The organism is Shinella curvata (assembly GCF_022899935.1).
Classification (GTDB): domain Bacteria; phylum Pseudomonadota; class Alphaproteobacteria; order Rhizobiales; family Rhizobiaceae; genus Shinella; species Shinella curvata.
In genome coordinates, this window is the sequence record NZ_JALJCJ010000010.1 from 1 (window position 1) to 23,243 (window position 23,243).

A 23,243-nucleotide genomic window follows, 5' to 3' on the forward strand; every position below is an offset into this window, starting at 1 on the left:
TCCCACCCCGCCATTTGGCGTATCAAAAACCACCGAGGCTCTAATCGCAGCCGGATGAAAATTCAGTGGCAGGTCACAACTTCCATCGCTCATATTTCCCCGTGCGCTGGATCGTCGGCTGGGTCCGGGTCTTGCTGATAAGCGATGGCTTGATGCTCTGCGACGTTTTTCAGCGCCGCGTATGCTACCTTTGGAGCCCAGCCAGCCTGAATGATTGCGTCGAATAGGTCGCGGACTGGTGCGTCGATCGCGATCTGGCAGTCGATCTGCATATCAACGTCGCTGGCGGAGTTGCGAGGAGAAGGAATTGAAATCGTCATGGCGTCCTCCGAGTGGTGGATTTGCAAACGACGCACTATCCACAAGTGTTCCGAGAATGATCGCCTGGTGTGCTGGTCAAAAAGAGCCCCGCCGGAGCGGGGCAGTCTGTGCGTATCGGCCTAAACCACTCAAGTGGACGTCACACAATACCATACGGGTGATGGATAAGAACGCGGTCACAGCATGTTGACTGACGTGTGCACATCTAATCCCCCTCTCCAGAACTCTTGCCTTTGGAATCAATGACGATCTTGATCTGCCGGATCATCTCGGCGGCGTCCAACAAGAGCGATTTCACGTCCTGGCTTGAGAGCGCGCCAACGTGACCTGTCACGCTGATCAGGTCGGCGCCCGCCTGCCGATAGGCTTCCTGACGCTGGCTTTCGATTTCTTCGCGTGCGTTGATAATGGTCACATACGCGCGACCCAGAAGCCTAAGCTTCGTACTCTCCGGCAACCGTTCGACATCATTTGCAGCGCGAATAAGCTCTGCGATGAAATCCGACAGTCCATGCATGATCTAGGTCCGAGACCGGCTCAAAGCCGTCGGTTAGCCAGCGTCGCGGCCGTAATGTGCTCTCGCTGTGGCTTCGAGCATCGGTTTGTCTGTCGCTGGGTTGAAGGTACCGCCAGGATATGCGTCAAGCAAATATTTCGCGAAAGCCTTTTTCGCGCCCGGGTCGCGACTGAACCACGGCTGTGACGTGATCTCATCGAAAACATCGCGCATCTCTGCGAGTTCCGATGGCTCGAAAATCCCAGAATTCATCCAAACCCCCTGGGTTCCCAAGAACGTTTCAAAGGGAACCTCGGCCGAACATAGGAGTTCGGTCCCACGTCCGCAACGGGCGTGTAAACAAGGGGACGATTAACCTGAATTGTTTCGGTTAATGTTGAGTATGAATTGCGTTTTGATAAGAAGACGCGCCCAATCAAGGCGGAGGCGTATCGACATGACGTACGAAAACGGAATGCAGATTATCTACGACGTTCTGAAAAAGGGTGTGTTCGTCGAGTTCAGGAGACGCTCGCACTATCTTGAAGGACCATACAAGAGCCAGCGGGAGGCTATCGGCGCGGCGGAAGACCATTGTCGTAAGCTAGGTTGGGATGCCGAACCCCAGCAGGGTTGACGACGCGACCAGTTATTTTCTGCAGGCCGGCTTTACCACACTTTCTCATTCACTAGCGGTGGCGGCTACAGCATCAACGTTGATTTCCGTCGGCGCGCCGCTTTCGCTGCTGAGGAAAGGCATGACTAAGATCGAACCGAATATCACAATGAACATCGACAGCAGGCATAAGCCGATAATGTTGATGCGTCGGGGCATTTGCTCTCCAAAAAGAAGAGCCCCGCATCTAGCGGGGCAATGAGGTTTGGACCAGTGCAGCAAAGTAACTGCCGACGCGCGATCTTGTTCCGTTAGGGCAGGCCGTCACCATAGGTTTGGCTTCGGTGCCCCGCCTATGTTGTGAGAGCTCTGCAGGAGCTTGGGGAGATACCTTTGTGAACACCTGCCTCTCAGCTAGCATCGATAATCTCGAAGCGACGAGGCCAAGCCTAACGGTAGAGCACCGATGAAAGTGCGGCCACGATTGCCTTTCGGCTGTAGGGCTTGCGTACAATAGGGACACTATCGAACATTTCTGGCAGTTCTGCACCCTCGCCGTACCCGGTCGCGAACACAAAAGGCGTTCCCCTCTTGTGCAATTCTTCAGCCACCGCGAAGGAAGTCGTTGGACCAAGATTGATGTCGAGGATAGCCAGGTCCGGTGGGCTAGCCCCGATCTGTACCATTGCCTGCTTTACGGAATTGGTCGTCACGACCTTCGACAAGCCCTCATCGGCGAGCATGGCCTCGAGGTCCAGAGCGATCAGCATCTGGTCCTCGACGATGAGCACGGAAGGGTTGGCGGCCTTAAGGGCGTTCGGGTGTGTGGACAGGTCGTTCGGCGTGTCGGTTGCCAGTGCCGACCTCGAGACGGTGAGCTTCACATGAGGCGGTGGGATCTTGAAGGTCGCCTCCAGCCCCGCGGGTTCGAAGCGGATCGCGCTTTCGCCATTGAGGTCGTAGGGAACGCTACGCTCGATCAGGGCGCTGCCGAAGCCGCTGCGCGAGGGAACGTGTACGATGGGGCCGCCGTGCTCCCGCCAGCGGATTTCGCAGACTGTGTCGTTCGCCATCGTCCAGGAAATCTCCACCGAGCCAGTCGCGACCGACAGGGCGCCATATTTGGCGGCATTGGTTGCAAGCTCGTGAAACACCAGCGCCATGACGGAGAACGCTCTGCTGTCGAGCCAGACGGCGGGCCCGGAACAACTGACGGTCGATGCCTTGGTCCGATAGGGCTGAAGTTCCGCCTGCAACAGATCAGCCAGAATGCCGCCGCCATCGCCGCGCACCACCTGGTCATGAGCCACCGACAGGGCCTCGATGCGGCCCTGCAGCGTGGCGACATAGTCCTCCAGGGTGCTCTTGTGATGCTGCGGGCTCGTCACCAGCGACTTGATGACGGCCAGGATGTTTTTCACACGATGGCTCAGCTCCTGGTTCAGCATGCGCTGCCGCACCTCGGATTTGCGCCGCTCGCCCGCCATCAGTTCGTTGTGGCGCAGAACGATTTCGACGATCGAAACCCGCGCGATTTCGGCGATTTCCCGTTCGGCCTCCGTCCAGGCCTGAGCCTGCGCCTTCACGGTTTCCTTCCAGATCGCGAAGCTCTTCCGGGGTGTGAGCCGGTCACCGAGCGGACCGGTCTCGTAGGTCTTTTCAGGGTTGCCTGCCCAGTCCAGCGTCTGCACCAGTTCCTTCCGGAAAAAGAGGAGGCAATCCGAGCCTGTCTGCGAGAGCGGAATGGCGAGCAGACCGGACACCCGGTCGCTATAGGCTGCGGCTTCCGGCACCTTCAGGGATAGCGTGTGCGTTGCCCAGACGCGGCCATCGCTGGCAATCCTGACGACCTCGAGAAGACGGGCGACCGCATCCTCGGGCGGCGTGGCACGAAGGCCCGTCCATTTCCCGTCAAACATCAAGCCGACCCCGTCATTCGGCAGGAGCCGGGAAAACTCCTCCAGGCTCTGACTAAGCAGCGCTCCGACATCCTCGTGATGAGCCGAGAGAATGAGAAAACGGTCGAGGGCTTCACGAGTACCGGCAACGGCTGAGACGCGCTTGCGTTCCTTGAGGGATTTCAGGTGAAGCGAGAAGAATTCACCGAACACCTCCATCGCCACGCGCTGTGCCATGGGAAGCGCAAGCGGCGAATAGTGGTGGCAGGCAATCAGGCCCCAAAGCGTGCCATCGACAATAATCGAGATCGACATGGAGGCCGCGACCCCCATGTTGCGCAAATACTCGCAATGAATGGGCGAAACGCTGCGCAGATGGGCAAAACTGAGATCGAGCGGCTCGCCGGACGCATCCAGGACAGGGGTTACCGGCACCCGCTCGCCGCTGGCGTCAGCAATCACGCGGATCGTGTTTTTGAGATACAGAGCACGGGCTTGCTGAGGAATGTCGCTTGCCGGGAAATACTGGCCGAGAAAGCTCTCAAGATCGGCCCGTTTCGTTTCGCTGACGACCTTGCCGGAGCCGTCCTGCTCGAAACGGTAGATCATGACGCGGTCGTAGCCGGTCGCACCCGCAACGATTCGACCTGCGCGCTGCACGAGACGGTCGACATCGGTGATGTCGCTGATGCGGCCGATCATTTCGCGCGCAATATGCAGCGGCTGGCCGACCACAGGCGCCGGCTCGAACTCGATGATGACGGCGGATTTATAGTGGTGGATTGCAATATCGAAGGCGCGCTCGCCGCACATTACGTCCAGAAGGAGCGCGGGCCGCGCCGCCGTCGATGCGGTTGCGAGCGCATTGCGCAGGTCATGCAGCAACTTCTGGCCGACGACCTCGCCGACACCGCGACCGAGTAAATCGCGTTCGAAGCCCAGGATTGCCTGCGCATTCTCTGACACGCGCTCGATCGTCGTTAGGCCGATATCGCAGGCCAGTAGGCAACCATGCGACTGTATGCTGCCGGGAATATGGATAGGCTCTCGGTCGCAGGTATCCAGATTTACAGGTTCATTGGGCGACAACGATTTCACTTTCAAAGCATTGCAGGGCGAAGGCGAAGACTGCGTTGGCAGACGCCGCGGCCCGTTCAACGTCAAAGTTCTGAGCTTCGTCCAAGAGTAATAGAAAGGACTGCCAGTGCGCTATGTCCTTTGACATAACGGCGAGATGGCGTGCGCCAAGAAATTCATCGAAACCGAGCGCAGCAGCCCTTTTTTGGAGGATTCGAGCACCGAGGGTGGAACCTTCGATCACGTAAAGCGCACCTAGCAAGGCGCTTTGGTTCGCAAGTCTCATGCCGAAATGGGCATTGCGGATGTCAATTGCAGACAGGCCCAGGTCAACGTTGTCGCGCTCAAGCACATCGCTGACGGCAGTCGGCCGCCACTCCCAACAGACCGGCCAGGCAACGTGTCTCAGTGCTTCATCCATTGCAGCGCGGAACCTTGTCAGCCCCACCAGATAACGTCGATATTGATCGATGGTATCAAAGCCACCTACAATTGAGTCAAGGCGCTGATGCGCCGCTTGAGTACGTTCCCTAAGCTCAAACCGTCGTTCGCTAATAGCCAATTCTACTTTTCCCTCCATCAAGAGGTTGGGAGCATCGGGGCAAAATTCCCCACGCTGTATGTGCAAATATCTGTTTTTCGGGTGGAGGGACTTGCGTAGTCATCCCGATAAGGAGCCGCGCAAGAACTAGGTCGTAGATGCTGCTCCGGCAAGGGCGTGGACGAATGACAAATGAAAAATCCCGCTGATGCCCGGTAGCGCTTCCTTCAAAAATGGCTTCGACCCCGTTCCAGCTTTTCTGGCCGTGCCAGCCGGCTTCATAGCCCGCCTTTCGCACCTCGTGCCGAGGAAAGCGCTCATAGGGGGATTTGAACTCCTGCAGGCAAACAATGTCGGGTCTATCTTCGTCCACCCATCGCACGAGGATTCAAAGTCGTTCGTTAGTGCCGTTTACATTGTAGCTGGCTATTTCAAGCGCCTCTCTTCTGGGTCGGGCGGTATTTAGAAGCAGGAAACCGCCCCGGATTTTCGAACGTTCCGAGCGGACTGGAGCGTTGCGATGATCGGCCAAATCCAATGCAGATGACTTTATCGATGGTCAATCTTCACCATTGCAAAGATCTAGACCGATCCTATCTCTCGTCGAAAACTTGTAGAGCTGACGGAACTGACGAGCTGACGGAACTGACGAGCTGACGGAGAATGGTGCGATGAAGGACGTTGCGATCGACATCCTGCTGGATGCAACCGAGATCATACCGCCCCGCCGATGCGCCCAGGCCCGCCGCGCAATGGTCTGCGCCTGTTGCGGCGAGAGTGGGCAACCCATGGATGACGATGGCTGTGGCATCTGCGATGGATGCCTGGGCATGCCGGCTTTGGCGGCAGACAATCCGGATGGTCTTGATTATTCGGCGGCCTTCCCCCATCTATCGCTTATCACCCGTTATCGATGACTGCCTGCAGCGACGAGGTCTTGTCGCGCGTTCGTAGTTGTCCGGGTCAGAAGGGCGCTCCCCGAAAGGGTTGAGCGCCCTTTATCATTCAGGCCGCAGCGATCACCCTGCTCCATCTCGGACGATCAGGCTCAGCCGACCTGCTCCACCGACAAGGCGCGCCCTGAAAGCGGCCTGATCAGGGGCTTTGCCGAAACGGTGGGATCGAGCCAATCGACCCACGCGTCCCGCTCCAGGATCACGATCTGACGATCGTGATAGGGCGCCATGTCGGGACCCGGCTCCATGGTGAGCATCGTGAAGGCCTCGCCGACGTCATCGGTCTCCCGCCAGATCCCCGCAATCGCGAAGATCGGCTCACCGACCTTCTTGAAGAGCCATTTGTCCTTACGCTTCTTCTTCGGGTCCTTCGGGGTCGTGAATTCGTAAAAGCCATCGGCGATGATGAGGCAACGGTTGGAGGCGAACTCTCGCCCTTCCGAGCGAAAATTGTAGACGGGTTTGCGGGCCGGGCTCGGCCAACTCCACCGACGCTGGACAAGCTCGCCGGCGCCCCGTTCGCCTTCGACGGATCGGACAATCGGCGCCGTGTCGGTAATCTTGATGTCCTCGCGCGCTTCGATGTTCGGCCGTCCCTCGGGAAACCGGATCTTGATCTTCAGGTGCTCGAACTCCTCGATCACAGATGCGAGTTCGACCATGAGGCGATAGTCATTGCACATCGATCTTCGGCTCCATCCTTTTGATCAGCGCAGGGTGGCCAGTTGCATGTAACGCGGCCGGATGAGATTTCGACGCATTTCGCGGCGATTGTGGCCCCAATTCTAGATCTGCAGCTCGAACTGACTGGCTTCGTTTTCCTCCTCCTCGCTGAACGAGGAAAGCGTCAATCCGAGAAGGCGAATGCCCTTGGCCGTCGGAAACAGGGGGGCAAGGAGAGCGTAGCCGATGGCTTCGAGCGCATCGGCGGCGTTGATCGACGTTGGGACCGTGCGACTGCGCGTAATGGTCTGGAAGTCGGCATATTTCACTTTCAGTGTGACTGTGCGACCTTTCAGGTCCTTGCTTTCGCAATGGCGGGATACCTTGGTCGCGAGCGGTGTGATCTCAGCACGCGCGGCGTCAAGATCGAAGATATCGATCGTGAAGGTGTCCTCGGCGCCGACGGACTTGCGCGGCCGATCCGGTTGAACGGCCCGGTGATCGATGCCTCGAGAGATGTTGTAGTACCAGGCGCCCGACTTACCGAAATGCTCCTGCAGGAAGGAAAGCGATTTCGCCTTGAGGTCGGCGCCGGTCAGGATGCCTAGCCGCTCCATCTTGGCTGCGGTTGCCGGTCCGACTCCATGAAACTTCTTGACCGCGAGTTCTTCGACGAAGGCCGCTCCATTCTTCGGCGTGATCACGGCCTGACCATTCGGCTTGTTGAGGTCCGACGCCATTTTGGCGAGGAATTTGCAGTAGGAGATGCCAGCAGACGCGTTGAGGCCGGTTACTTCCTTGATGCGCGTGCGAATGATCGTGGCGATCTCGGTTGCGATCGGGATGCCCTGCTTGTTGTCCGTCACGTCGAGATAGGCCTCGTCGAGGGAGAGGGGTTCGATCAGGTTGGTGTGTTCAGCAAAAATCTCGCGGATCTGTCCCGAAACCGCACGATAGACGTCAAAACGCGGTGGCACGAAAATGAGGTCGGGGCAGCGGCGCTTTGCTGTCACGGATGGGAGGGCGGAGCGAACACCAAAGGCGCGTGCCTCGTAGCTTGCTGCAGCGACCACGCCGCGGGCGGCCGCGCCACCGACGGCGACAGGTTTGCCGCGCAGGTCCGGATTGTCCCGCTGCTCCACCGAGGCATAGAACGCATCCATGTCGACATGGATGATCTTCCTCGTCGGTGTGCCATCGTCCCCGCTCATTTCATTTCTCATTTCCACATCGAGCGCATGCGTGCTCCAACATCGATCCGGATCTGCTTTGCACTTCGCTCGCTGGCGGCGGCCGAGACTTTCGGCCAACTGGTGGTCTCGAAGAACTGCAGGAGCGTCGCCGGAATGAAACGCGTCCGCGAGGCATAGACGTGCCGGTCGCCCTGGGCATTCTGGCCATGCGTGAAGAAGCGCTGCGGCGTGACGAGGCTCAAGCTGTCTCTCGCCCGGGTCATCCCGACATAGAGCAGACGGCGCTCTTCCTCGAGCTCCGCGGTGGTGCCGGCGCCGAGGTCGGAGGGGATGCAGCCGTCAACCACATTGAGCATGAAGACGGCGCGCCATTCCTGCCCCTTGGCGGAGTGGATCGTCGAGAGGATCAGATAATCATCATCGAGTAGGGGAACACCGGCCTGGTCGCTGGTCGCGTCCGGTGGGTCGAGGGTGAGTTCGGTGAGAAAACGCTCCCGGCTACCATAACCGCCGGCGATCTGCCCAAGTTGAATGAGGTCAGCCTTACGGGTATCCGCGTCTTCATGAATGCGATCGAGATGCGGTTCATACCAAAGGCGCGCAAGGCCGATTTCACCGGGCCATCCGCTTTCCGATTTGCGAAGGGCTGTCAGCAGTTCGACTAAGGCGGGCCAGTCCTCGCCTGTCTTGGGCGGCGGCGGGATTTCGGCGAGTGATTGAAGTGGCTCGGGGTCGGCGGTAATCGTGTCGAGGATCTTGCCCGCCGTCTGAGGCCCGATACCGGGTAGCATCTGCAGCAGGCGGAAGCCGGCAACGCGATCGCGCGGGTTCTGCGCGAAACGCAATGTCGCCAGCAGGTCCTTCACATGCGCGCTGTCGAGGAATTTAAGCCCACCGAACTTCACGAACGGGATATTGCGGCGGGTCAACTCCACTTCCAGGGCGCCGCTATGGCTCGATGTCCGGAAGAGGACCGCCTGCTGCTTCAGGGTCATTCCCACTTCCCGGTTCGCCAAGACCTGCTCGACAATGTAGTTGGCCTGGTCTGTCTCGTCCTTCACCGTGACGAGCATAGGGCGCTGTTCGGATTCCCGGTCCGTCCAAAGGTTCTTGGTAAAGCGTTCACGGGCAAGATCGATGACGCCATTGGCGGCCTTGAGGATCGGCTGCGTCGAGCGATAGTTGCGATCGAGCGTGATCACGTCGGCCGGCTTCGGCGAGAATTCCTTCGGGAAGTCGAGAATGTTGCGCACCGTCGCGGCGCGGAAGGAATAGATCGATTGCGCGTCGTCGCCCACAACGGTCAGGCCGCGGCCGCCGGGCTTGATACCCATGAGGATTGAGGCCTGCAGGCGGTTGGTGTCCTGGTACTCATCGACAAGTACATGGTCGAAGCGGCCGCCGATATCATCGGCAAGCTCGGGGTCTGCCATCACCTGCGCCCAGTAGAGCAGCAGGTCGTCGTAATCGAGCACGTTCTGCGCCTGCTTGGCCTCGACATAGCCGGCGAAGAGCTGCTTCAACTGCTCTTCCCAGCCCATGACATAGGGATAGGCCGATTTTAGGACCTCGTTGATCGAGCTCTCGGAATTGACCACGCGCGAATAGATGGCAAGGCAGGTGCCCTTGGTCGGGAACCGGGTTTCCATCTTCGAGAAACCGAGTTCGTGGCGCACGAGGTTCATCAGGTCGGCGCTGTCTTCCCGATCGTGGATGGTGAAGTCGACATTCAGGCCGATCTGCTCGGCATACATGCGCAGGAGCCGGGCGCCGATGCCGTGAAAGGTACCTGCCCAGGCCAGCGCGTCGGTCATGACGGCAGAGTTGTCGCCGAGCACCTGCCGGCAGATGCGCTGCACCCGACGGGCCATCTCCGATGCGGCACGCCGCGAGAAGGTCATGAGCAGGATGCGGCGCGGATCCGCGCCATTGACGATCAGGTGACCGACCCGATGGGCAAGCGTGTTGGTCTTTCCCGACCCTGCGCCAGCAATGATCAGCAGCGGTCCGCCTATCCCGCCATCCGGTAGCCCGATCCCGTGCTCGACCGCCGCGCGCTGGCGGTCATTCAGTTTCTCCAGATAGGCTGCCGTCATCTGACCCCAAATTTTCCTAAGAAAAAATTCCTCATCCGTTCCCTCCACCCATCCCTTTGATCGGCCTTGCTGAATCGCAAAAGTCGACCCGTTGAAGGCGACCATCATGGTCGGGAGCGCCGTTTCGGGTGGATTGACTCACCCGCGCATTGGGAACAAAAAAGGAACATATCAGCTTAAACAGCCGCTGGAAACCCCTGAAGGAGCGCACTTTCTGCCGTGTCGAAGCCTGCTCACAATCCTGTGCTTGCCGAGCTTCGCGAGCGGATCGGCCAGTTGGAAGGCAAAGCCGCCCGCGCCAAGGCTGTGCTGCCATTTGCAGTGCCGGAAATGGACAGGGCACTGCCGGGCGGTGGCCTAGCCTTTGGCGCCCTGCATGAGATTGCGGGTGGGGGAGGCGGTACGATCGATGGGGCGGCGGCGGCGTTGTTCGTCGCGGGGATTGCCGCTCGAACACGTGGCAAGGTGTTGTGGTGCATGACGCGCCCAGACCTCTTTTTTCCGGCGATTTCGCAGGCGGGCCTTCATCCCGATCGCGTGATCTGGTGCGAGAGCGACAAGGAGGAACAGGTCCTTTCGGCAATGGAAGAGGGGCTTTCGTTCGGCGGGCTTGCGGCCGTGGTGGGCGAGCTTGTGCGCCTGCCGATGAATGCCTCCCGGCGTCTTCAACTGGCGGCGGAGAAGACAGGCGCCATGGCGATCGTTCTTCGGCGATGGCGAAGGCAGAACGAGGCCTCGGACTATGGGCAGCCGACGGCCTCGACGACACGGTGGCGCATCAGCACGCTGCCGTCCGAACGATTGCCGGTCGCGGGTGTCGGGAGGGCCCGGTGGCTGGCGGAGATAATGCGTGTGAAGGCGGGTGAGTGCGCCGAGTTTGAAATTGGAGCTCCCGATGCCAAGGGTCGTGTCTGTCTACTTCCCACTTCTACCGGTCGAGCGGATCAGGCGGCAGGCTGGCGAAGCCTTGCCGGCTGACAAGCCGCTGGTCGTGATATCCCGCAGCGGCTCAAAACGCTGGATTTCAGCGGCCGATCCCACAGCGCTCAAACTTGGCCTCAGGATTGGAATGCCGGCCAGCAAGGCGCAGGCCATGGTCGCCGATCTCGTGATGGTCGATGCTGCACCCGCCGAGGATGCCGCAGCGCTCGAGCGATTGGCGCTCTGGGCACTCAGACAGTACAGCCCCGTCGTCGCCATCGATGGAACGGATGGTCTGGTCATCGACACCGAGGGGGCAGACCACTTGCAGGGGGGCGAAGCGCTTCTGCTCTCCGGCCTCGCCAACCGGCTGCGCGCCCGGGGCCTGACTGCGCGCGCAGCCGTAGCCGACAGTTGGGGCGCCGCGCACGCGCTTGCACGATTGCTGGCTTCGGACACGACTGTCGTGCCGATCGGTGACATCAGCCAGGCCGTCATCGACTTGCCGATCGTTGCCTTGCGTCTTCCTGCGGAGACCATCCAAGGTCTGCGTGTTCTCGGCGTCGACACCGTCGGCCAACTCTCCGCCATGCCGCGGGCGCCTTTGACCCTGCGGTTTGGGCCGGAACCGGCGCGCCGGCTCGACCAGATGTTTGGCCGCGTCGCCGAGCCGATCGAGCCGATCCGCACTCCAGAGCTCATCGAGGTTGCCAAGAATTTTGCCGAGCCGATCGGTGCGCCGGAGACGATCGCGAAATATGTCCGTCGGCTCGTTGGTCAGTTGTCCACCCGTCTTGCCGACGAGGGGCTCGGTGTGCGCCGGTGCGATCTTGTCATTCACCGGGTCGACAATACGCGGCAGCATCTTCGTGCCGGCCTTGCCAAACCTGTCCGGGATCCGGCGCGCCTGTCGAAACTCCTGTGCGATCGCATTGAGACCATAGAGCCGGGCTTTGGCATCGAGAAGATGGTGCTCGTCGCCATCTTTGCCGAACCGCTCGAGGAGCGTCAGGTCGCCTCTTGCCTGATCGAGGAGGAGATCGCGGATGTCTCGCCACTCGTCGATATTCTCGGCAATCGCGGCCACCGGCTGTTCCGGGTCGCACCGGTCGCCTCTGATGTTCCGGAACGGTCCGTGCGGCGGATTGCTCCAACAGCGCCCGATATTGGCGAGGCCTGGGCCGTCAAATGGCCCCGGCCGACACGATTGTTCGCCAATCCCGAGCGCATCGAGGTCATCGCGCTTCTGCCGGACCAGCCGCCGGCGGTGTTCACCTGGCGCGGCAAGCGTCGGAAAGTCGCTCGCGCCGACGGCCCGGAACGGATTTTTGGGGAATGGTGGCGGCGGCCGCGCGAATTCCAGGCAGTGCGAGACTATTTCGTGGTCGAGGATGAACTTGGCGAGCGCTATTGGGTCTATCGCGCCGGTGACGGCATCGATCCCGAAACCGGCTCGCATCTCTGGTTCGTGCATGGGGTGTTCGGATGAACTATGCCGAGCTTCAGGTCACGACGCATTTCTCGTTCCTGCGCGGCGCGTCGGGTGCCGAAGAACTGTTTGGGACTGCGGCCGCTCTCGGGATCGACACGCTGGGCGTCGTCGATCGCAACAGCCTGGCCGGCATCGTGCGCGCCTGGGAGGCGGCCAAGTCCACCGGCGTGCGGCTCGTTGTGGGTTGCCGCCTTGATCTCACGGATGGCATGTCCATCCTCGTCTATCCCATGGATCGGCCGGCCTATTCGCGTCTGACGAGGATGTTGTCCGTCGGCAAGAGCCGGGGCGGGAAGGGCAATTGCCTGATCGATTTTGCCGATGTGGCGGACCATGCCGCCGGAATGATCGGTGTTCTCGTGCCTGACGAAGCCGACGAGACCTGTGGTGTCCAGCTTCGCAAGATGGCGGACCTGTTTGGCGACCGCGCCTATGTCAGCCTGTGCCTTCGCCGGCGGCCGAACGACCGCATGCGCCTGCATGGCATCGCCTCTATGGCTCGCCGCTTCAAGGTGAGGACCGTCGTCACAAACGACGTCCTGTTTCACGAGCCCGGCCGGCGGCAATTGCAGGATGTCGTGACCTGCATCCGGACCAGAACCACCATCGACGATGTCGGCTTTGATCGGGAGCGCCATGCGGATCGCTACCTGAAAGCGCCTGAAGAGATGCATCGACTGTTCAGCGACTATCCGGAAGCTCTGGCCCGCACCCGCGAGATCGCCGCCCGCTGCACATTCGATCTCGGTGAATTGCGATACCAGTATCCGGAAGAAGCGATCGTGCCTGGTCTCGACCCACAGCAGTCGCTCGCCAAGTTCACGTGGGAAGGTGCTGCCGACCGATATCCCGAGGGGATTCCCCACAAGGTTCGACAGTCGCTACGACATGAGCTCGAGCTCATCCGGGCCATGAACTACGCGCCGTACTTCCTGACAGTCTTCTCGATTGTTCGCTTTGCCCGCTCAAAAGACATTCTCTGTCAGGGCCGGGGATCGGCGGCAAACTCGGCCGTCTGCTACTGCCTCGGCGTGACGTCGATCGATCCGGAAACCAATGATCTTCTGTTCGAACGTTTCATTTCCCAGGAACGCGACGAGCCGCCGGACATCGATGTCGACTTTGAGCATGAGCGCCGCGAGGAGGTCATCCAATGGATCTACGACACCTACGGCCGGACCAAGGCGGCGCTCTGCTCCACGGTGACGCGTTATCGCGCCAAGGGCGCGCTACGGGATGTCGGCAAGGCGCTCGGACTGCCGGAGGACATGATCGGCCAGCTGTCATCCGGCGTCTGGGGCTGGTCGGAGGGCGTCTCCGAGCGACAGCTGAGAGAGAACAATCTCAATTCGGCCGACTATCGGCTGAAGCTGGCCCTGGAACTGGCGCAGCAGTTGATGGGCGCGCCGCGGCATCTTGGCCAGCACCCGGGTGGCTTCGTGCTGACCCATGACCGCCTTGACGACCTTGTGCCGATCGAGCCGGCTCGCATGGACGATCGCCAGGTCATCGAATGGGACAAGGATGACATAGAGGCACTGAAGTTCATGAAGGTGGACGTGCTGGCGCTTGGCATGCTCACCTGCATGTCGAAGGCCTTTGCGCTGATGGCTGCACACAAGGGCGAGGTCTGGGATCTCGCCTCGATCCCTTCGGAGGACCCGCGCACCTATGCGATGATCCGCAAGGCCGATACGCTCGGCACCTTCCAGATCGAAAGCCGCGCGCAGATGTCCATGCTGCCGCGCCTGAAACCCAATACCTTCTACGACCTCGTCATTCAGGTGGCCATCGTCCGGCCGGGTCCGATCCAGGGCGATATGGTCCATCCCTATCTTCGCCGGCGCGAGGGCAAGGAGAAGGTGGAATATCCAACGCCGGAATTGGAGGCGGTTCTTTCGAAGACACTCGGCATTCCACTGTTCCAGGAGAGCGCAATGAAGGTGGCGATGGTCTGCGCCGGCTTTACCGGCGGTGAGGCGGACCAGCTTCGCAAATCCATGGCGACCTTCAAGTTTTCGGGTGGCGTTTCGAAATTCAAGGCCAAGCTCGTCTCGGGCATGGTGAAGAACGGCTACACCGAAGGGTTCGCCGAACGGACCTTCAGTCAGTTGGAGGGGTTCGGTTCATACGGTTTTCCCGAAAGCCATGCCGCAAGCTTCGCGCTCATTGCCTATGCCTCCAATTGGGTGAAATGCCATCATCCCGATGCCTTCTGTGCCGCGCTTCTGAACTCCCAGCCGATGGGCTTCTATGCCCCGGCCCAGATCGTGCGCGACGCGCAGGAACACGGTGTGGAAATCCGGCCGGTCTGCGTGAACGCCTCACGTTGGGACTGCATGATCGAGGAGGTGGAAGGAAGCAAATGCCACGCTGTCCGCCTCGGCATGCGCATGGTGAAGGGGCTGTCGATCGCGGACGCCGCCCGTATCGTTGCGGCCCGTGCGGATGAGCAGTTCACTTCGACTGATGATCTCTGGCGCCGATCCGGCGTGCCAACGGCCGCTCTTGTGAAGCTTGCCGAAGCGGATGCGTTCCTGCCGTCACTCGGTCTCCAGCGTCGAGACGCCTTATGGGCGATCAAGGGACTGCGCGACGAGCCGCTGGCGCTCTGGGCCGCGGCCGCCGATCGAGAGGCGCGCGAGGTCGCTGAACTGCAGGAGCCCGGCGTAGACCTCCCATCGATGCGGGCCGGGCATGAGGTGGTCGAGGACTATTCCCATGTTGGGCTTACCCTTCGCCAGCATCCGATTTCGTTCCTCCGCGAGGATTTGCGGAGAAAGCGCATGGTCACCTGCGCGGAGGCGATGTCTGAGCGCGACGGTCGCTGGTTGATGACCGGCGGGCTGGTCCTGGTTCGCCAACGGCCGGGTTCCGCCAAGGGCGTCATGTTCATGACGCTCGAGGACGAGACGGGCATCGTCAACGCAGTTGTATGGCCGACAATTTTCGAGCGCCAGCGGCGGCTGGTACTCTCGGCATCCATGCTGGCGATCAACGGGAAGATTCAGCGGGAAGGGGATGTCGTGCATCTCGTTGCCCAGCGGCTTTTTGACCTGTCTGAAGACCTGAGCCGCCTCGGTGAACGGGATGAGAAGTTTCCGTTGCCTCATGGGCGGGGCGATGAATTCGCGCATGGAAACGGGGCATCGGATTCGCGAGAGCAGCGGCCGAAGGCTGCGGCACCTGCCCGGGACATATTCATTCCTGATCTGCTGATCGATCGCCTCAAGATAAAGAGCCGCAACTTCCACTGACGCTACCGATCTCGGCGCTAGTGCGCCCCCGCGATGAAGAACGATGCGCACTAGCGACGTCTACAATTACGAAGCGGCGTGTCAGAAGTCCTCAAACTGCAGGATATTCCTACGCTAATTTGCACAGAGCCGTACTCAGGCGGTAAATCGTGTTAAGCGCAGGTCGAACAAGAACAGGAGTTTTATCGTGAGCGAACCGACCGTGGCCGAGACAACAGCCCGCATCTATCAATCGCTTGAGTCGGACAACGTGGACATTGACCTGCACATCGTTGCTCTCAAGGCGGCGTTGGCCAGAGAGGGTTTGAAGGAGGCTGTATTCGACCCGGCCAGGCTCCCGCACGGCAATCGTTCTGGCAGAAAGTTGATGCAGGCCTACTTCCGCCAGCGCGGGGTGACGGTAATGTTCTCGGCCTGATGAAGCTCCTTATGTAGCGCCCGCGAGACCGTCGCGGCTAGCTTCGTCCGGCACCTCATAGCACCGGAGAATGGAAAGCTGCCGATCATGGCTGTGACGCTGAAACGGTTCATCGAAATCCTCGCGGAAGTCGGCACGTCCGGTAATGCGCGAGCGCTTCATCGCACTATAGCGACTGGTGGCTGATTGACGGGGAACTGCAACTGGAAGAACCCTCCGGCTGCGATGATGAAGGGTTCGTGAAACCGGCTATCTCGGACTCTGAGGAGACCGGTTTGGAGGTTGGACAGGCGGCACACTGCACCCCGCCTCGCAGTACCTTTTCCATATCGTAAGCCACTGTATAGGCTTACGATATGGCCACTATCATTCCCAAACAGGAGGCTTCCGCTCCAAGTATTCATTCGTTTCCAGAATATCGCAATTGCATCCGTGATCCGGGTGCAGGCCGTCGAAAAGCTTCAATTTTTCAATCAGGTGCAGAAAGCCCGCCGAGAAAGCGCACGAGATCAACCCGACGCGTCATGCCGGTCTTTCTTAATATGGATCGCACATGGCTTCTTTCGGTTTCACCCGATATGGCGAATTTAGCAGTTCGACTTGTTCGGAACGGGGGAGACGAGGGATCCGGAAAAGAAAGCCCAATCTCCGTCCACACACGATGTGCGAGGTATCGGGGACGAAATCGAGATGGTCCGCTGGCTTGAAGAAACCGGCCGCTATCGTGTTCTGCGGAAACTCAAGGCACGCGCCATTGCGAATGCGCCGCGGCCCGGCTTTCCAATGCGCGGCGTCATCGTCGATACGGAGACGACGGGACTTAGTGCCCGCAAGGACGAAATCATCGAGATCGGGATTGTCGCCTTCAGCTTCGACAAGACCGGAAACATCGGTGATGTCACTGGTATCTATTGTGGGCTGCAGCGGCCGAGCATCGCCATTCCCGCTAACATCACGCGCTTGACTGGCATCACGGACGCCATGGTGGCCGGCCAGACGATCGACATTGCACGGGTGCAGGCGCTGATCGCACCCGCCGATCTCATCGTCGCTCATAATGCCGGCTTCGACCGCCCTTTCTGTGAAACCTTTTCCCGGGCCTTCGCGCCGAAGGCATGGGCCTGTTCGGTCTCCGAGGTCGACTGGTCGGCCCGCGGCTTCGAAGGAACGAAACTTGGCCGCGCCGTCGACGACTGCTTCGCGCTGCTCGAGGTCCTGGCCCAAAGCGGACCAGACCAGGGCAACACACCGTTCGCCGAGCTTTTCGCGGCAAGCCAGCGCTCGCGAGTGCGCATCTTTGCCGAGCACAGTCCCTTCGAGATGAAGGATAATCTCAAGGCCCGTGGATACCGATGGTCGGACGGGACTGACGGGAGGCCGAAATCGTGGTGGGTCGAGGTTGCGGACGACATGCTCGACGAAGAACTCCGCTATCTGCGCGCCGAGATCTACCGTTGGCCCGACGCCGATCCGCCGATCCGGCGCCTGACAGCTCTCGAGCGCTTCAAGGCTTGAGCCATCATCAGACCGGTACAACGCCAAAGCTCGCAGCGGTTGGTAAATCGAATCAGGTCTTCGGATCTGGTGGGTCAGCCGCCTCTGCGCAGACCATTTCCAGGAGATACGCGAGAAATTTCGTCTTTTTGCCAGCAGTGGGATGCCGCGCGTGGCGTTCGACTGTCGGCAAAATCTCCGATACGGTCCTATATACGATCTGGGAAATCTGTTCGTCGGTCAGCAGTTGTGATAGATCCAAGTCTTCCATCGTCTTACCTCAAGCTGCAACCAAGCGCGAAAGTCTGGGGCGTTCGGATATTTGGGCAGGTCCAGCGAGCGGACTTTCAACATCCGCGCCCAGATCAAGTAAGCTTCCGCGAATGCCGTAGTTACTGCGATGCCATTCGAGTGTTGCCGCCGTTGGGTAAGCGCAGAACGGAACGATGAAGTGTTCGTTGAATTGAGACGGTGCATTAAGCGGCAGCACGTCCCAGCCGGTGGAAAGAAACATGTTGAGCAGCTTGGGATAGGTTTCTACGATTAAGGCTTCGATGCCTACCAGCAGGCAGTATTCGAGCACGCCGGCCATCTGACGGCTGGAGACTGCTACACCATCTATCGGACTGCCATCGATTGTTGCGACACACCGCGTCCATTCATAGATGGTGTTTCCTCGCGGGGGTGATCTATCGCCCATCAATTGCGGGTACACATCTGAAAGCAGATGGGGCTCTGTGGTCGGCAACAGACGGGAGTAGCCAACAATCTCGCCGGCGTGGTTTAGCTGCGGAAAATGAATAGCCCTAGGCCCGTCGAACTGGTCAATTTCTCGGCCATCAGGCCGGCGGATGTCATTCCATCCCAGACGCTCGACAAACTGTTGGTGTCGAAAACGCCAAACGTCTTCCATCAGAGACGACTGTCGTGTCGCCTCCTTGCCCCAAAGCACTTTTAGCATGGCAAACCCCCATTTGCTCAGGGAGCATGGCAAGCTTTCAGACGTCCTCAAATAGGCGGTTCCGCCTATTTACAACTTAAGAATTCCTTGCCGAAAGGCCTCCGCGACCGCCTGTGGGCGGTTGACGGCCTCGAGCTTTGACGCCGCACTATCGATCAGATGACGAATGGTACGCTCGGAACGATCGAGAATCTGACCGATTTCCCAGTCGGTTTTTCCATCGGCGCACCAAGCTATGCATTCGCGTTCGCGCGGCGTGAGCGTAATCGATACTCGAGGCGCGACCCGCGCCTTCCTCTTGATCAAATTCCTCAAATAGTTATGGGCGTAGATCGCGATTACATGAAGTGCATTGCGATGCTCAAGCGGTAGCTCAACCGTGTGCCCAGCAAAGCTTACGATCCCCTGCATGCCTTCCGCAGCGTGAATTGGGACACTTAGACCGTCGCGCATTCCATATTCAGCCGCTTCATCCATCACGAGCTTTGATTTGGCGGGCATGTCGTCATTGCAAACGGTCTCAGACCACAAGAACATGTCATCTGTCCGGAGAGACCGGCGAATGACGGGATCGGTGTGGACGTAGTTTTGCGAGAGATAACGCTCAAACCAGCCAACAGGCCATTGATGTCCGATAAAGTAAGGGTCGATACGCTCATTCGCCTTGGGAATTCCAGATATCGCAAACATCTCTATGCCGAAAAATGAGGCAGATACCGTTAGCCCTTTGAGAATTGCTTCCTCGTTATCCGCACACCGCGCGCATTCAATAAATTCGAACATGGCGTTGGCTATATCATTCGACATGTGCTTGCCCCGTTATTGCGTTCCCAAGACACAGGCTAACGCAAAGCACAACAACAATCGATTGCATTTTCATTCGCCACACGCTTATTTAACTATCGGTGAGATTGCGGCTGACGGAGAGTGGCATGCTGGCATGGGAAAAGCTTCTGCTTGCGCGTATTCGCGCTGATTTCCAGCAGAATGTTCCGGCAGCTGACTGCCTGCAAAACGTCCGGGCAATGTTTGATAATTTGGGGAGGGCTGAGGCTCGCCCGGTAAAAAATGAGCCCGACGATAAGAAAAATATCGCGTAAGACGAGGCCCACTTTCACGCACTATATTACTTATACAAGCGGCGATGAGCGCAGGCCAAATACGAGCTTTGCTCGGTCGCCGATTTGCGGGCGCCAAATGTGACAGCGCCTAAAGCAGCCGGGCGAAATTTGATCGAAAGCCAGGATGGCTTCTAGCACGGATGGATAGCCAGACGCTGTTATCGGCGAGGTGCGGGGGCCATTGAACGGCCTCGACTGATGTTCATGCCTACCCGCCATCGGCCCAACTATTCGAAGGTCTACCGTGACCTGAACGCTTCAATCATCGCCTTTGTGACGTCGCCGGGGAAACAGACCGGCGAATATCCGCCCGGTTTGCTATAGTCGCTCCGTTTGCCGCAGCGCCTGCCTGCCCGGTCGCGGCTATATGGACATGCACATGAACTCGGATAGGAGTCGAGTGATTCCACGATAATGCGCTGGATCAAGACTGAGTCCGGAACGACGGGGATGGCAACCTCGATCTCCTCCGGCTTTTTCTCCTTTTTTGCCGGTGCGGCCTTCGTCTTGGTCTCTGTTTCGGAAAGGAAGCGGGTGGCGATCCATCCTTCATGCTGGGTGAGATCATCTCGAATTCTGGACCCAATCTCCCGCTTGCTCCATCAGGAAGACCAATCTCCCGGCGTCGAAACGATCGATGATAGGATCGGTCGTCGAAGGACCCGACCGAAATCCGACGCGCTTGCCCGACACATAGCGGATAGGTGCATCGGCAGACCGAAGCCCCAAGCCATCGCTGGAGGGCGTTTCAACCTTCGCGCTTGAGAGCTCGCGCGTCGGCTTTGCGGAGACTTCTACAGGTTCGATCTCTGCCGCCCGTTCAACGCGAGAAGGCACCACATCCTGGGACGAAGGCACGGTTGATCCATCGTCCGTCGGTTTGACGAACGCGTAGATCAGCAGGGCGCCTATGAGCCAGTATCGCTTCTTCATCCCAATCCCCGCCCGAATTCTGGCTCACATGAAGCCGGACGACAAGTCTAGGGTGAGAATGAAGTCTGATTTCCCGGTCATCGTGAATTTGCTACTATAGCCCCTCGTGATGGGAGGCTGGACAATGACAGGATGGGATCGCCTGGACAGGACAATGACTATGCTAGCGCGCAGCCCACATCGTCTGTGTGGCGCGGTACCCTCGTCATGGCGCTCGTGCTCTTCGCGGCGGGGCTGGTCATCGGCTGGCTCTAGAGCCGGCGGCCATCGCTTCAGCGCCGCGCCTATCGAGCCGCTCTCGAGCGGATTTTTCCGCATCCGCTCGAGTACTATCATCGTGGGTTCGGTCTTGCTGGCCTATTCGGCTTCCCAGACCTGGTTCAAGATCCTGGCTGCCAGTGCTGCCTTGTCCTGTGGTAGGAACCTACCATAGTGCTGCTGCACCACATCCGGCGTATCCTGGATCGCATAGCTCGCCTGCTCGTAGGAACCCGTCTGCTTGAGGATGTGGGTTGCCAGGATATCGCGAAGGTTATGAGGACCATGCGGTAGCAAGCCCTTGATGGCGCCACGACCGGTATAGGGATTGTAGATGCCGTACCGCTGGATCACGGTCCGCCAGGCTTCATAGAACGTGGTGGAGTCGTATGCCGCATCAAGGCTCGTCGTCTTCACCGTCTTGACGAACAACGTGCCAGGATCCTTGGCGCTGCCGAGCAGCACACCGCGATGCTTGTCGATATAAGCCTCAAGGTATTTGTATAGGTCGAGTAAATCCGGGAGAATCAAGCGGAACGGCTTCTGGCCGAAGAACGATGAGCTGGCATTCTTGAAGGCGACCGACGGAATAAGCACTTCCCAGCCGCCATCACGATCGCTCCAGCGCAGTTCACCGCACTTCATGTCTTCGAGGCGGCGTTCGGATGTTGGGAAATTCCCGCGCGGGCAGACGCGCAACTGCCTCAGGTTCTTTTGGCGAAGGCCGAGATGCAGGCCAAGGCGCAACAGCAGAAAGGATCGAACCGCTTCCGCCGCCGGCCGCGGGTAGCGATCTTCATCTGGCATGCGTTTAAGGATCTCGTCGGTGATCTTGCGGTACTCCGCGAGCGGGCTGTCGGCTTCGAGAACGCACATGATCGGCTCGAACGGATCGCGATGGACGCGCGCCACTCGCTGGATTTCCTTCGAACGGTTGGCGGCATGCCGGTGAAACGCATCACACGCGCCGTTCCAGTCGCGGGTAGCGAACTCGATTTCCTCCGGTGCAATCAGTCCATCGATCGGTCTGACATTCTTCACAAGCTCCGGGTGCTGTCGGATCCATCCTACCTCCGCGCGCGTGAGTGCCTGAGCCACCATCAGCATGTCTCCTTCCCACTTCGTGTAGAAGCCACGCCGTTGCTCGCGCCATTGCAGATACCAGTCCCAGACACCGGGAAAGATCAGCAAGCCAAAGCTCAGGTGACTGAGCGGCACGCCTCGACCTTTGATGATGCTCGACGGGGAAGCGGCAAGTGCGCCGAACATCAGGCCGAGATGTTCGATCTTTTGAGAGGCGGTTTCTTCACCCCAGACCCCGTTGCGCTGCAAGCCGATCGCCGTCAACGTCGAAGTCTTGAACCGGATCAAATCGGCCATTTCCATTGCGAGACGTGGCGGCGCGTCGACGACACCGGACAGAAGGTCCGGATCGTCGAGTTCCTCAGCCATATTCTGGTTGGCATTAGCTGCAGATGCCCGGGTGCGGGGCGAAAGCGAACCGCCGCCATAGGTGACACCAGGAAAGCGGATCGCATAAGGCTGCTTGCTGGCTGCCGCCTGGTAGCGGCGGTACTCAGTCGAACCTGAGATGATTATTCGGCGGACCCAATCGAGGATCTCCTCTCGCTTTGTGAAGGGCAGGGTGTTGAAGTCTTCCGGTAGATGTACGGAAATGCGCCGACGCTCGGCCGGGCTGATGTCGCCGAGGTCATGGCCGTAGAGGGAGCGTGCCTGATGCGGCAGCTTCGCCTTGAAATAGCCTTCCGACAACCGATACCGCTGCTCGATCCGCCGCAGGATGTCGAAGCTGGCAACCGATCGCGGGACACGCTCGCCCTGGATCCAGGACAGAAGTGTCTTGCTGTCAAAGGCCTCGGTCAGGCGAACTACGGCGCGGTAGAGCTGCCAGTAACTGTCACCGAACCGGCGCATCTGGTAGATGAGCGCATCCTGAAAGCTCGCGGGATCGTCGGTTGCTTCAAATAGTGGATTCGGAAACGGGTTGATCGGCTTTGGCGCAGGACCGCGTTGCGCAGATGTGTTCCGAGCAAAAACCCCGTCGGCCGCAGCGCGCTTCGGTTCTCTGGTCGAGGAAACCTGCGCTGTCTTTTTGACTGCTTCAGTTTTGCTCATCCGGGTATACTGCTTTGCCGGCCGGGCGTCTTCGCTAACGGGAGGCGCCTTAAGCCATAGCGTGATCGCGTCCAGTGCCGGCCGCAACTGCTTCCTGAGTTCAGCTGTCATTTCGTCTTCGACCCCGCAAGCCTCTCCGATCGCGGTCCAGTCGAGATGGCCATTCAGGATCGGCGGTCGCTCGCGGTAAATGATGAGGCTGATCAGATAGGGGCGGAGATTCTCCAGCACCCGCTTTGAGGATATCGGTGCAATACGCACCTCGCAGAATTCCGAAATTTTTCGCTGAAAATGACGTGATGAAAGATCGTGTTTGGGCATGCTTATTCCGTTTCTCTCTGGCACCGGTGCCGAGGGCGAGCGGAAATAGGGGCCTGCCTTTAACAAAGCATGTA

At 59.3% G+C, this 23,243-nt stretch carries 22 protein-coding genes; 9 read left to right on the forward strand and 13 right to left on the reverse strand.

Translation table 11 applies throughout. The features are described 5' to 3' along the window. Positions 1-89: 89 nt before the first annotated feature. The 3 genes from MUU55_RS27095 to MUU55_RS27105 all read right to left on the reverse strand — a co-directional run bounded on the left by MUU55_RS27095 (position 90) and on the right by MUU55_RS27105 (position 1,090). A complete protein-coding gene (locus MUU55_RS27095; protein WP_244763897.1) occupies positions 90-320 on the reverse strand; it encodes a hypothetical protein in 231 nt (76 codons plus the stop codon). 206 nt (positions 321-526) lie between these two features. Beyond that, a complete protein-coding gene (locus MUU55_RS27100; protein WP_244763898.1) occupies positions 527-838 on the reverse strand; it encodes a hypothetical protein in 312 nt (103 codons plus the stop codon). A gap of 33 nt (positions 839-871) precedes the next feature. Beyond that, entirely contained in the window at positions 872-1,090 is a 219-nt protein-coding gene (locus MUU55_RS27105) for a hypothetical protein (protein ID WP_244763899.1), read from the reverse strand. Positions 1,091-1,274: 184 nt separating this feature from the next. Between MUU55_RS27105 and MUU55_RS27110 the strand changes: the two genes are divergently transcribed. Then, the gene (locus tag MUU55_RS27110; RefSeq protein ID WP_244763900.1) at positions 1,275-1,454 is read left to right on the forward strand and encodes a hypothetical protein; all 180 of its coding nucleotides are present in this window, start codon (positions 1,275-1,277) and stop codon (positions 1,452-1,454) included. 45 nt (positions 1,455-1,499) lie between these two features. Here the strand turns inward: MUU55_RS27110 and MUU55_RS27115 are convergent, their stop codons facing one another. From MUU55_RS27115 to MUU55_RS27125, 3 genes are all read right to left on the reverse strand, one after another. Next, positions 1,500-1,652 (reverse strand): hypothetical protein, encoded by a 153-nt coding sequence (locus MUU55_RS27115; protein ID WP_244763901.1) that lies wholly within the window; start codon positions 1,650-1,652, stop codon positions 1,500-1,502. A 230-nt stretch (positions 1,653-1,882) separates the two neighbouring features. Continuing rightward, positions 1,883-4,420, reverse strand: a complete 2,538-nt coding sequence (locus MUU55_RS27120; RefSeq protein WP_244763902.1) for an HWE histidine kinase domain-containing protein — start codon at positions 4,418-4,420, stop codon at positions 1,883-1,885. Further along, positions 4,407-4,970 carry a biliverdin-producing heme oxygenase gene (locus MUU55_RS27125; protein WP_244763903.1) on the reverse strand — a complete coding sequence of 188 codons (564 nt, stop codon included), beginning with the start codon at positions 4,968-4,970 and terminating at the stop codon, positions 4,407-4,409. The genes MUU55_RS27120 and MUU55_RS27125 overlap by 14 nt, the downstream gene beginning before the upstream one ends. A 650-nt stretch (positions 4,971-5,620) precedes the next feature. Here MUU55_RS27125 and MUU55_RS27135 point away from each other — a divergent pair. Further along, positions 5,621-5,866, forward strand: a complete 246-nt coding sequence (locus tag MUU55_RS27135; protein ID WP_244763904.1) for a hypothetical protein — start codon at positions 5,621-5,623, stop codon at positions 5,864-5,866. A 131-nt stretch (positions 5,867-5,997) separates the two neighbouring features. On the opposite strand, the gene MUU55_RS27140 is transcribed toward MUU55_RS27135, so the two are convergent. The 3 genes from MUU55_RS27140 to MUU55_RS27150 all read right to left on the reverse strand — a co-directional run bounded on the left by MUU55_RS27140 (position 5,998) and on the right by MUU55_RS27150 (position 9,857). Beyond that, the gene (locus MUU55_RS27140) at positions 5,998-6,588 is read right to left on the reverse strand and encodes an SOS response-associated peptidase family protein (protein WP_244763905.1); all 591 of its coding nucleotides are present in this window, start codon (positions 6,586-6,588) and stop codon (positions 5,998-6,000) included. Between the two features lie 102 nt (positions 6,589-6,690). Beyond that, entirely contained in the window at positions 6,691-7,779 is a 1,089-nt protein-coding gene (gene dinB / locus MUU55_RS27145; protein WP_244763906.1) for a DNA polymerase IV, read from the reverse strand. 8 nt (positions 7,780-7,787) lie between these two features. Next, a complete protein-coding gene (locus MUU55_RS27150; RefSeq protein WP_244763907.1) occupies positions 7,788-9,857 on the reverse strand; it encodes an ATP-dependent helicase in 2,070 nt (689 codons plus the stop codon). A 219-nt stretch (positions 9,858-10,076) separates the two neighbouring features. On the opposite strand from MUU55_RS27150, the gene MUU55_RS27155 reads away from it, so the two are divergent. From MUU55_RS27155 to MUU55_RS27175, 5 genes are all read left to right on the forward strand, one after another. After that, the gene (locus tag MUU55_RS27155) at positions 10,077-10,835 is read left to right on the forward strand and encodes an ImuA family protein (RefSeq protein WP_244763908.1); all 759 of its coding nucleotides are present in this window, start codon (positions 10,077-10,079) and stop codon (positions 10,833-10,835) included. Next, on the forward strand, positions 10,753-12,267 hold the full coding sequence (locus MUU55_RS27160; protein ID WP_244763909.1) for a Y-family DNA polymerase: 1,515 nt from the start codon (positions 10,753-10,755) through the stop codon (positions 12,265-12,267). The genes MUU55_RS27155 and MUU55_RS27160 overlap by 83 nt, the downstream gene beginning before the upstream one ends. Continuing rightward, the gene (locus MUU55_RS27165) at positions 12,264-15,527 is read left to right on the forward strand and encodes an error-prone DNA polymerase (protein WP_244763910.1); all 3,264 of its coding nucleotides are present in this window, start codon (positions 12,264-12,266) and stop codon (positions 15,525-15,527) included. The genes MUU55_RS27160 and MUU55_RS27165 overlap by 4 nt, the downstream gene beginning before the upstream one ends. A 184-nt stretch (positions 15,528-15,711) precedes the next feature. Beyond that, on the forward strand, positions 15,712-15,945 hold the full coding sequence (locus tag MUU55_RS27170) for a hypothetical protein (protein ID WP_244763985.1): 234 nt from the start codon (positions 15,712-15,714) through the stop codon (positions 15,943-15,945). A 600-nt stretch (positions 15,946-16,545) separates the two neighbouring features. Continuing rightward, complete coding sequence (locus tag MUU55_RS27175) at positions 16,546-17,460, forward strand: 3'-5' exonuclease (protein ID WP_280519150.1); 915 nt, start codon at positions 16,546-16,548, stop codon at positions 17,458-17,460. A gap of 259 nt (positions 17,461-17,719) precedes the next feature. Here the strand turns inward: MUU55_RS27175 and MUU55_RS27180 are convergent, their stop codons facing one another. Both MUU55_RS27180 and MUU55_RS27185 read right to left on the reverse strand, forming a co-directional pair. Further along, positions 17,720-18,400 (reverse strand): acyl-homoserine-lactone synthase, encoded by a 681-nt coding sequence (locus tag MUU55_RS27180; protein WP_244763912.1) that lies wholly within the window; start codon positions 18,398-18,400, stop codon positions 17,720-17,722. A gap of 69 nt (positions 18,401-18,469) precedes the next feature. Next, on the reverse strand, positions 18,470-19,207 hold the full coding sequence (locus MUU55_RS27185) for a helix-turn-helix transcriptional regulator (RefSeq protein ID WP_244763913.1): 738 nt from the start codon (positions 19,205-19,207) through the stop codon (positions 18,470-18,472). 125 nt (positions 19,208-19,332) lie between these two features. Between MUU55_RS27185 and MUU55_RS27190 the strand changes: the two genes are divergently transcribed. Further along, positions 19,333-19,500, forward strand: coding sequence for a hypothetical protein (locus MUU55_RS27190; RefSeq protein ID WP_244763914.1), 168 nt, complete (start codon positions 19,333-19,335; stop codon positions 19,498-19,500). Positions 19,501-20,085: 585 nt separating this feature from the next. Here the strand turns inward: MUU55_RS27190 and MUU55_RS27195 are convergent. Then, on the reverse strand, positions 20,086-20,454 hold the full coding sequence (locus MUU55_RS27195) for an SH3 domain-containing protein (RefSeq protein WP_244763915.1): 369 nt from the start codon (positions 20,452-20,454) through the stop codon (positions 20,086-20,088). 132 nt (positions 20,455-20,586) lie between these two features. On the opposite strand from MUU55_RS27195, the gene MUU55_RS29255 reads away from it, so the two are divergent. Beyond that, on the forward strand, positions 20,587-20,709 hold the full coding sequence (locus MUU55_RS29255; protein ID WP_280519151.1) for a hypothetical protein: 123 nt from the start codon (positions 20,587-20,589) through the stop codon (positions 20,707-20,709). Positions 20,710-20,811: 102 nt separating this feature from the next. On the opposite strand, the gene MUU55_RS27200 is transcribed toward MUU55_RS29255, so the two are convergent. Then, positions 20,812-23,169, reverse strand: a complete 2,358-nt coding sequence (locus tag MUU55_RS27200) for a hypothetical protein (protein WP_244763916.1) — start codon at positions 23,167-23,169, stop codon at positions 20,812-20,814. Positions 23,170-23,243 lie beyond the last annotated feature (74 nt).

Coding starts and splice junctions, on each gene's coding strand:
- MUU55_RS27095 (WP_244763897.1), bottom strand. CDS start 320: ATGACGATTTCAATTCCTTCTCCTCGCAACTCCGCCAGCGACGTTGAT.
- MUU55_RS27100 (WP_244763898.1), bottom strand. CDS start 838: ATGCATGGACTGTCGGATTTCATCGCAGAGCTTATTCGCGCTGCAAAT.
- MUU55_RS27105 (WP_244763899.1), bottom strand. CDS start 1,090: ATGAATTCTGGGATTTTCGAGCCATCGGAACTCGCAGAGATGCGCGAT.
- MUU55_RS27110 (WP_244763900.1), top strand. CDS start 1,275: ATGACGTACGAAAACGGAATGCAGATTATCTACGACGTTCTGAAAAAG.
- MUU55_RS27115 (WP_244763901.1), bottom strand. CDS start 1,652: ATGCCCCGACGCATCAACATTATCGGCTTATGCCTGCTGTCGATGTTC.
- MUU55_RS27135 (WP_244763904.1), top strand. CDS start 5,621: ATGAAGGACGTTGCGATCGACATCCTGCTGGATGCAACCGAGATCATA.
- MUU55_RS27140 (WP_244763905.1), bottom strand. CDS start 6,588: ATGTGCAATGACTATCGCCTCATGGTCGAACTCGCATCTGTGATCGAG.
- dinB (WP_244763906.1), bottom strand. CDS start 7,779: ATGAGCGGGGACGATGGCACACCGACGAGGAAGATCATCCATGTCGAC.
- MUU55_RS27150 (WP_244763907.1), bottom strand. CDS start 9,857: ATGACGGCAGCCTATCTGGAGAAACTGAATGACCGCCAGCGCGCGGCG.
- MUU55_RS27160 (WP_244763909.1), top strand. CDS start 10,753: ATGCCAAGGGTCGTGTCTGTCTACTTCCCACTTCTACCGGTCGAGCGG.
- MUU55_RS27165 (WP_244763910.1), top strand. CDS start 12,264: ATGAACTATGCCGAGCTTCAGGTCACGACGCATTTCTCGTTCCTGCGC.
- MUU55_RS27180 (WP_244763912.1), bottom strand. CDS start 18,400: ATGCTAAAAGTGCTTTGGGGCAAGGAGGCGACACGACAGTCGTCTCTG.
- MUU55_RS27185 (WP_244763913.1), bottom strand. CDS start 19,207: ATGTCGAATGATATAGCCAACGCCATGTTCGAATTTATTGAATGCGCG.
- MUU55_RS27190 (WP_244763914.1), top strand. CDS start 19,333: ATGCTGGCATGGGAAAAGCTTCTGCTTGCGCGTATTCGCGCTGATTTC.
- MUU55_RS27195 (WP_244763915.1), bottom strand. CDS start 20,454: ATGAAGAAGCGATACTGGCTCATAGGCGCCCTGCTGATCTACGCGTTC.
- MUU55_RS29255 (WP_280519151.1), top strand. CDS start 20,587: ATGGGATCGCCTGGACAGGACAATGACTATGCTAGCGCGCAGCCCACA.
- MUU55_RS27200 (WP_244763916.1), bottom strand. CDS start 23,169: ATGCCCAAACACGATCTTTCATCACGTCATTTTCAGCGAAAAATTTCG.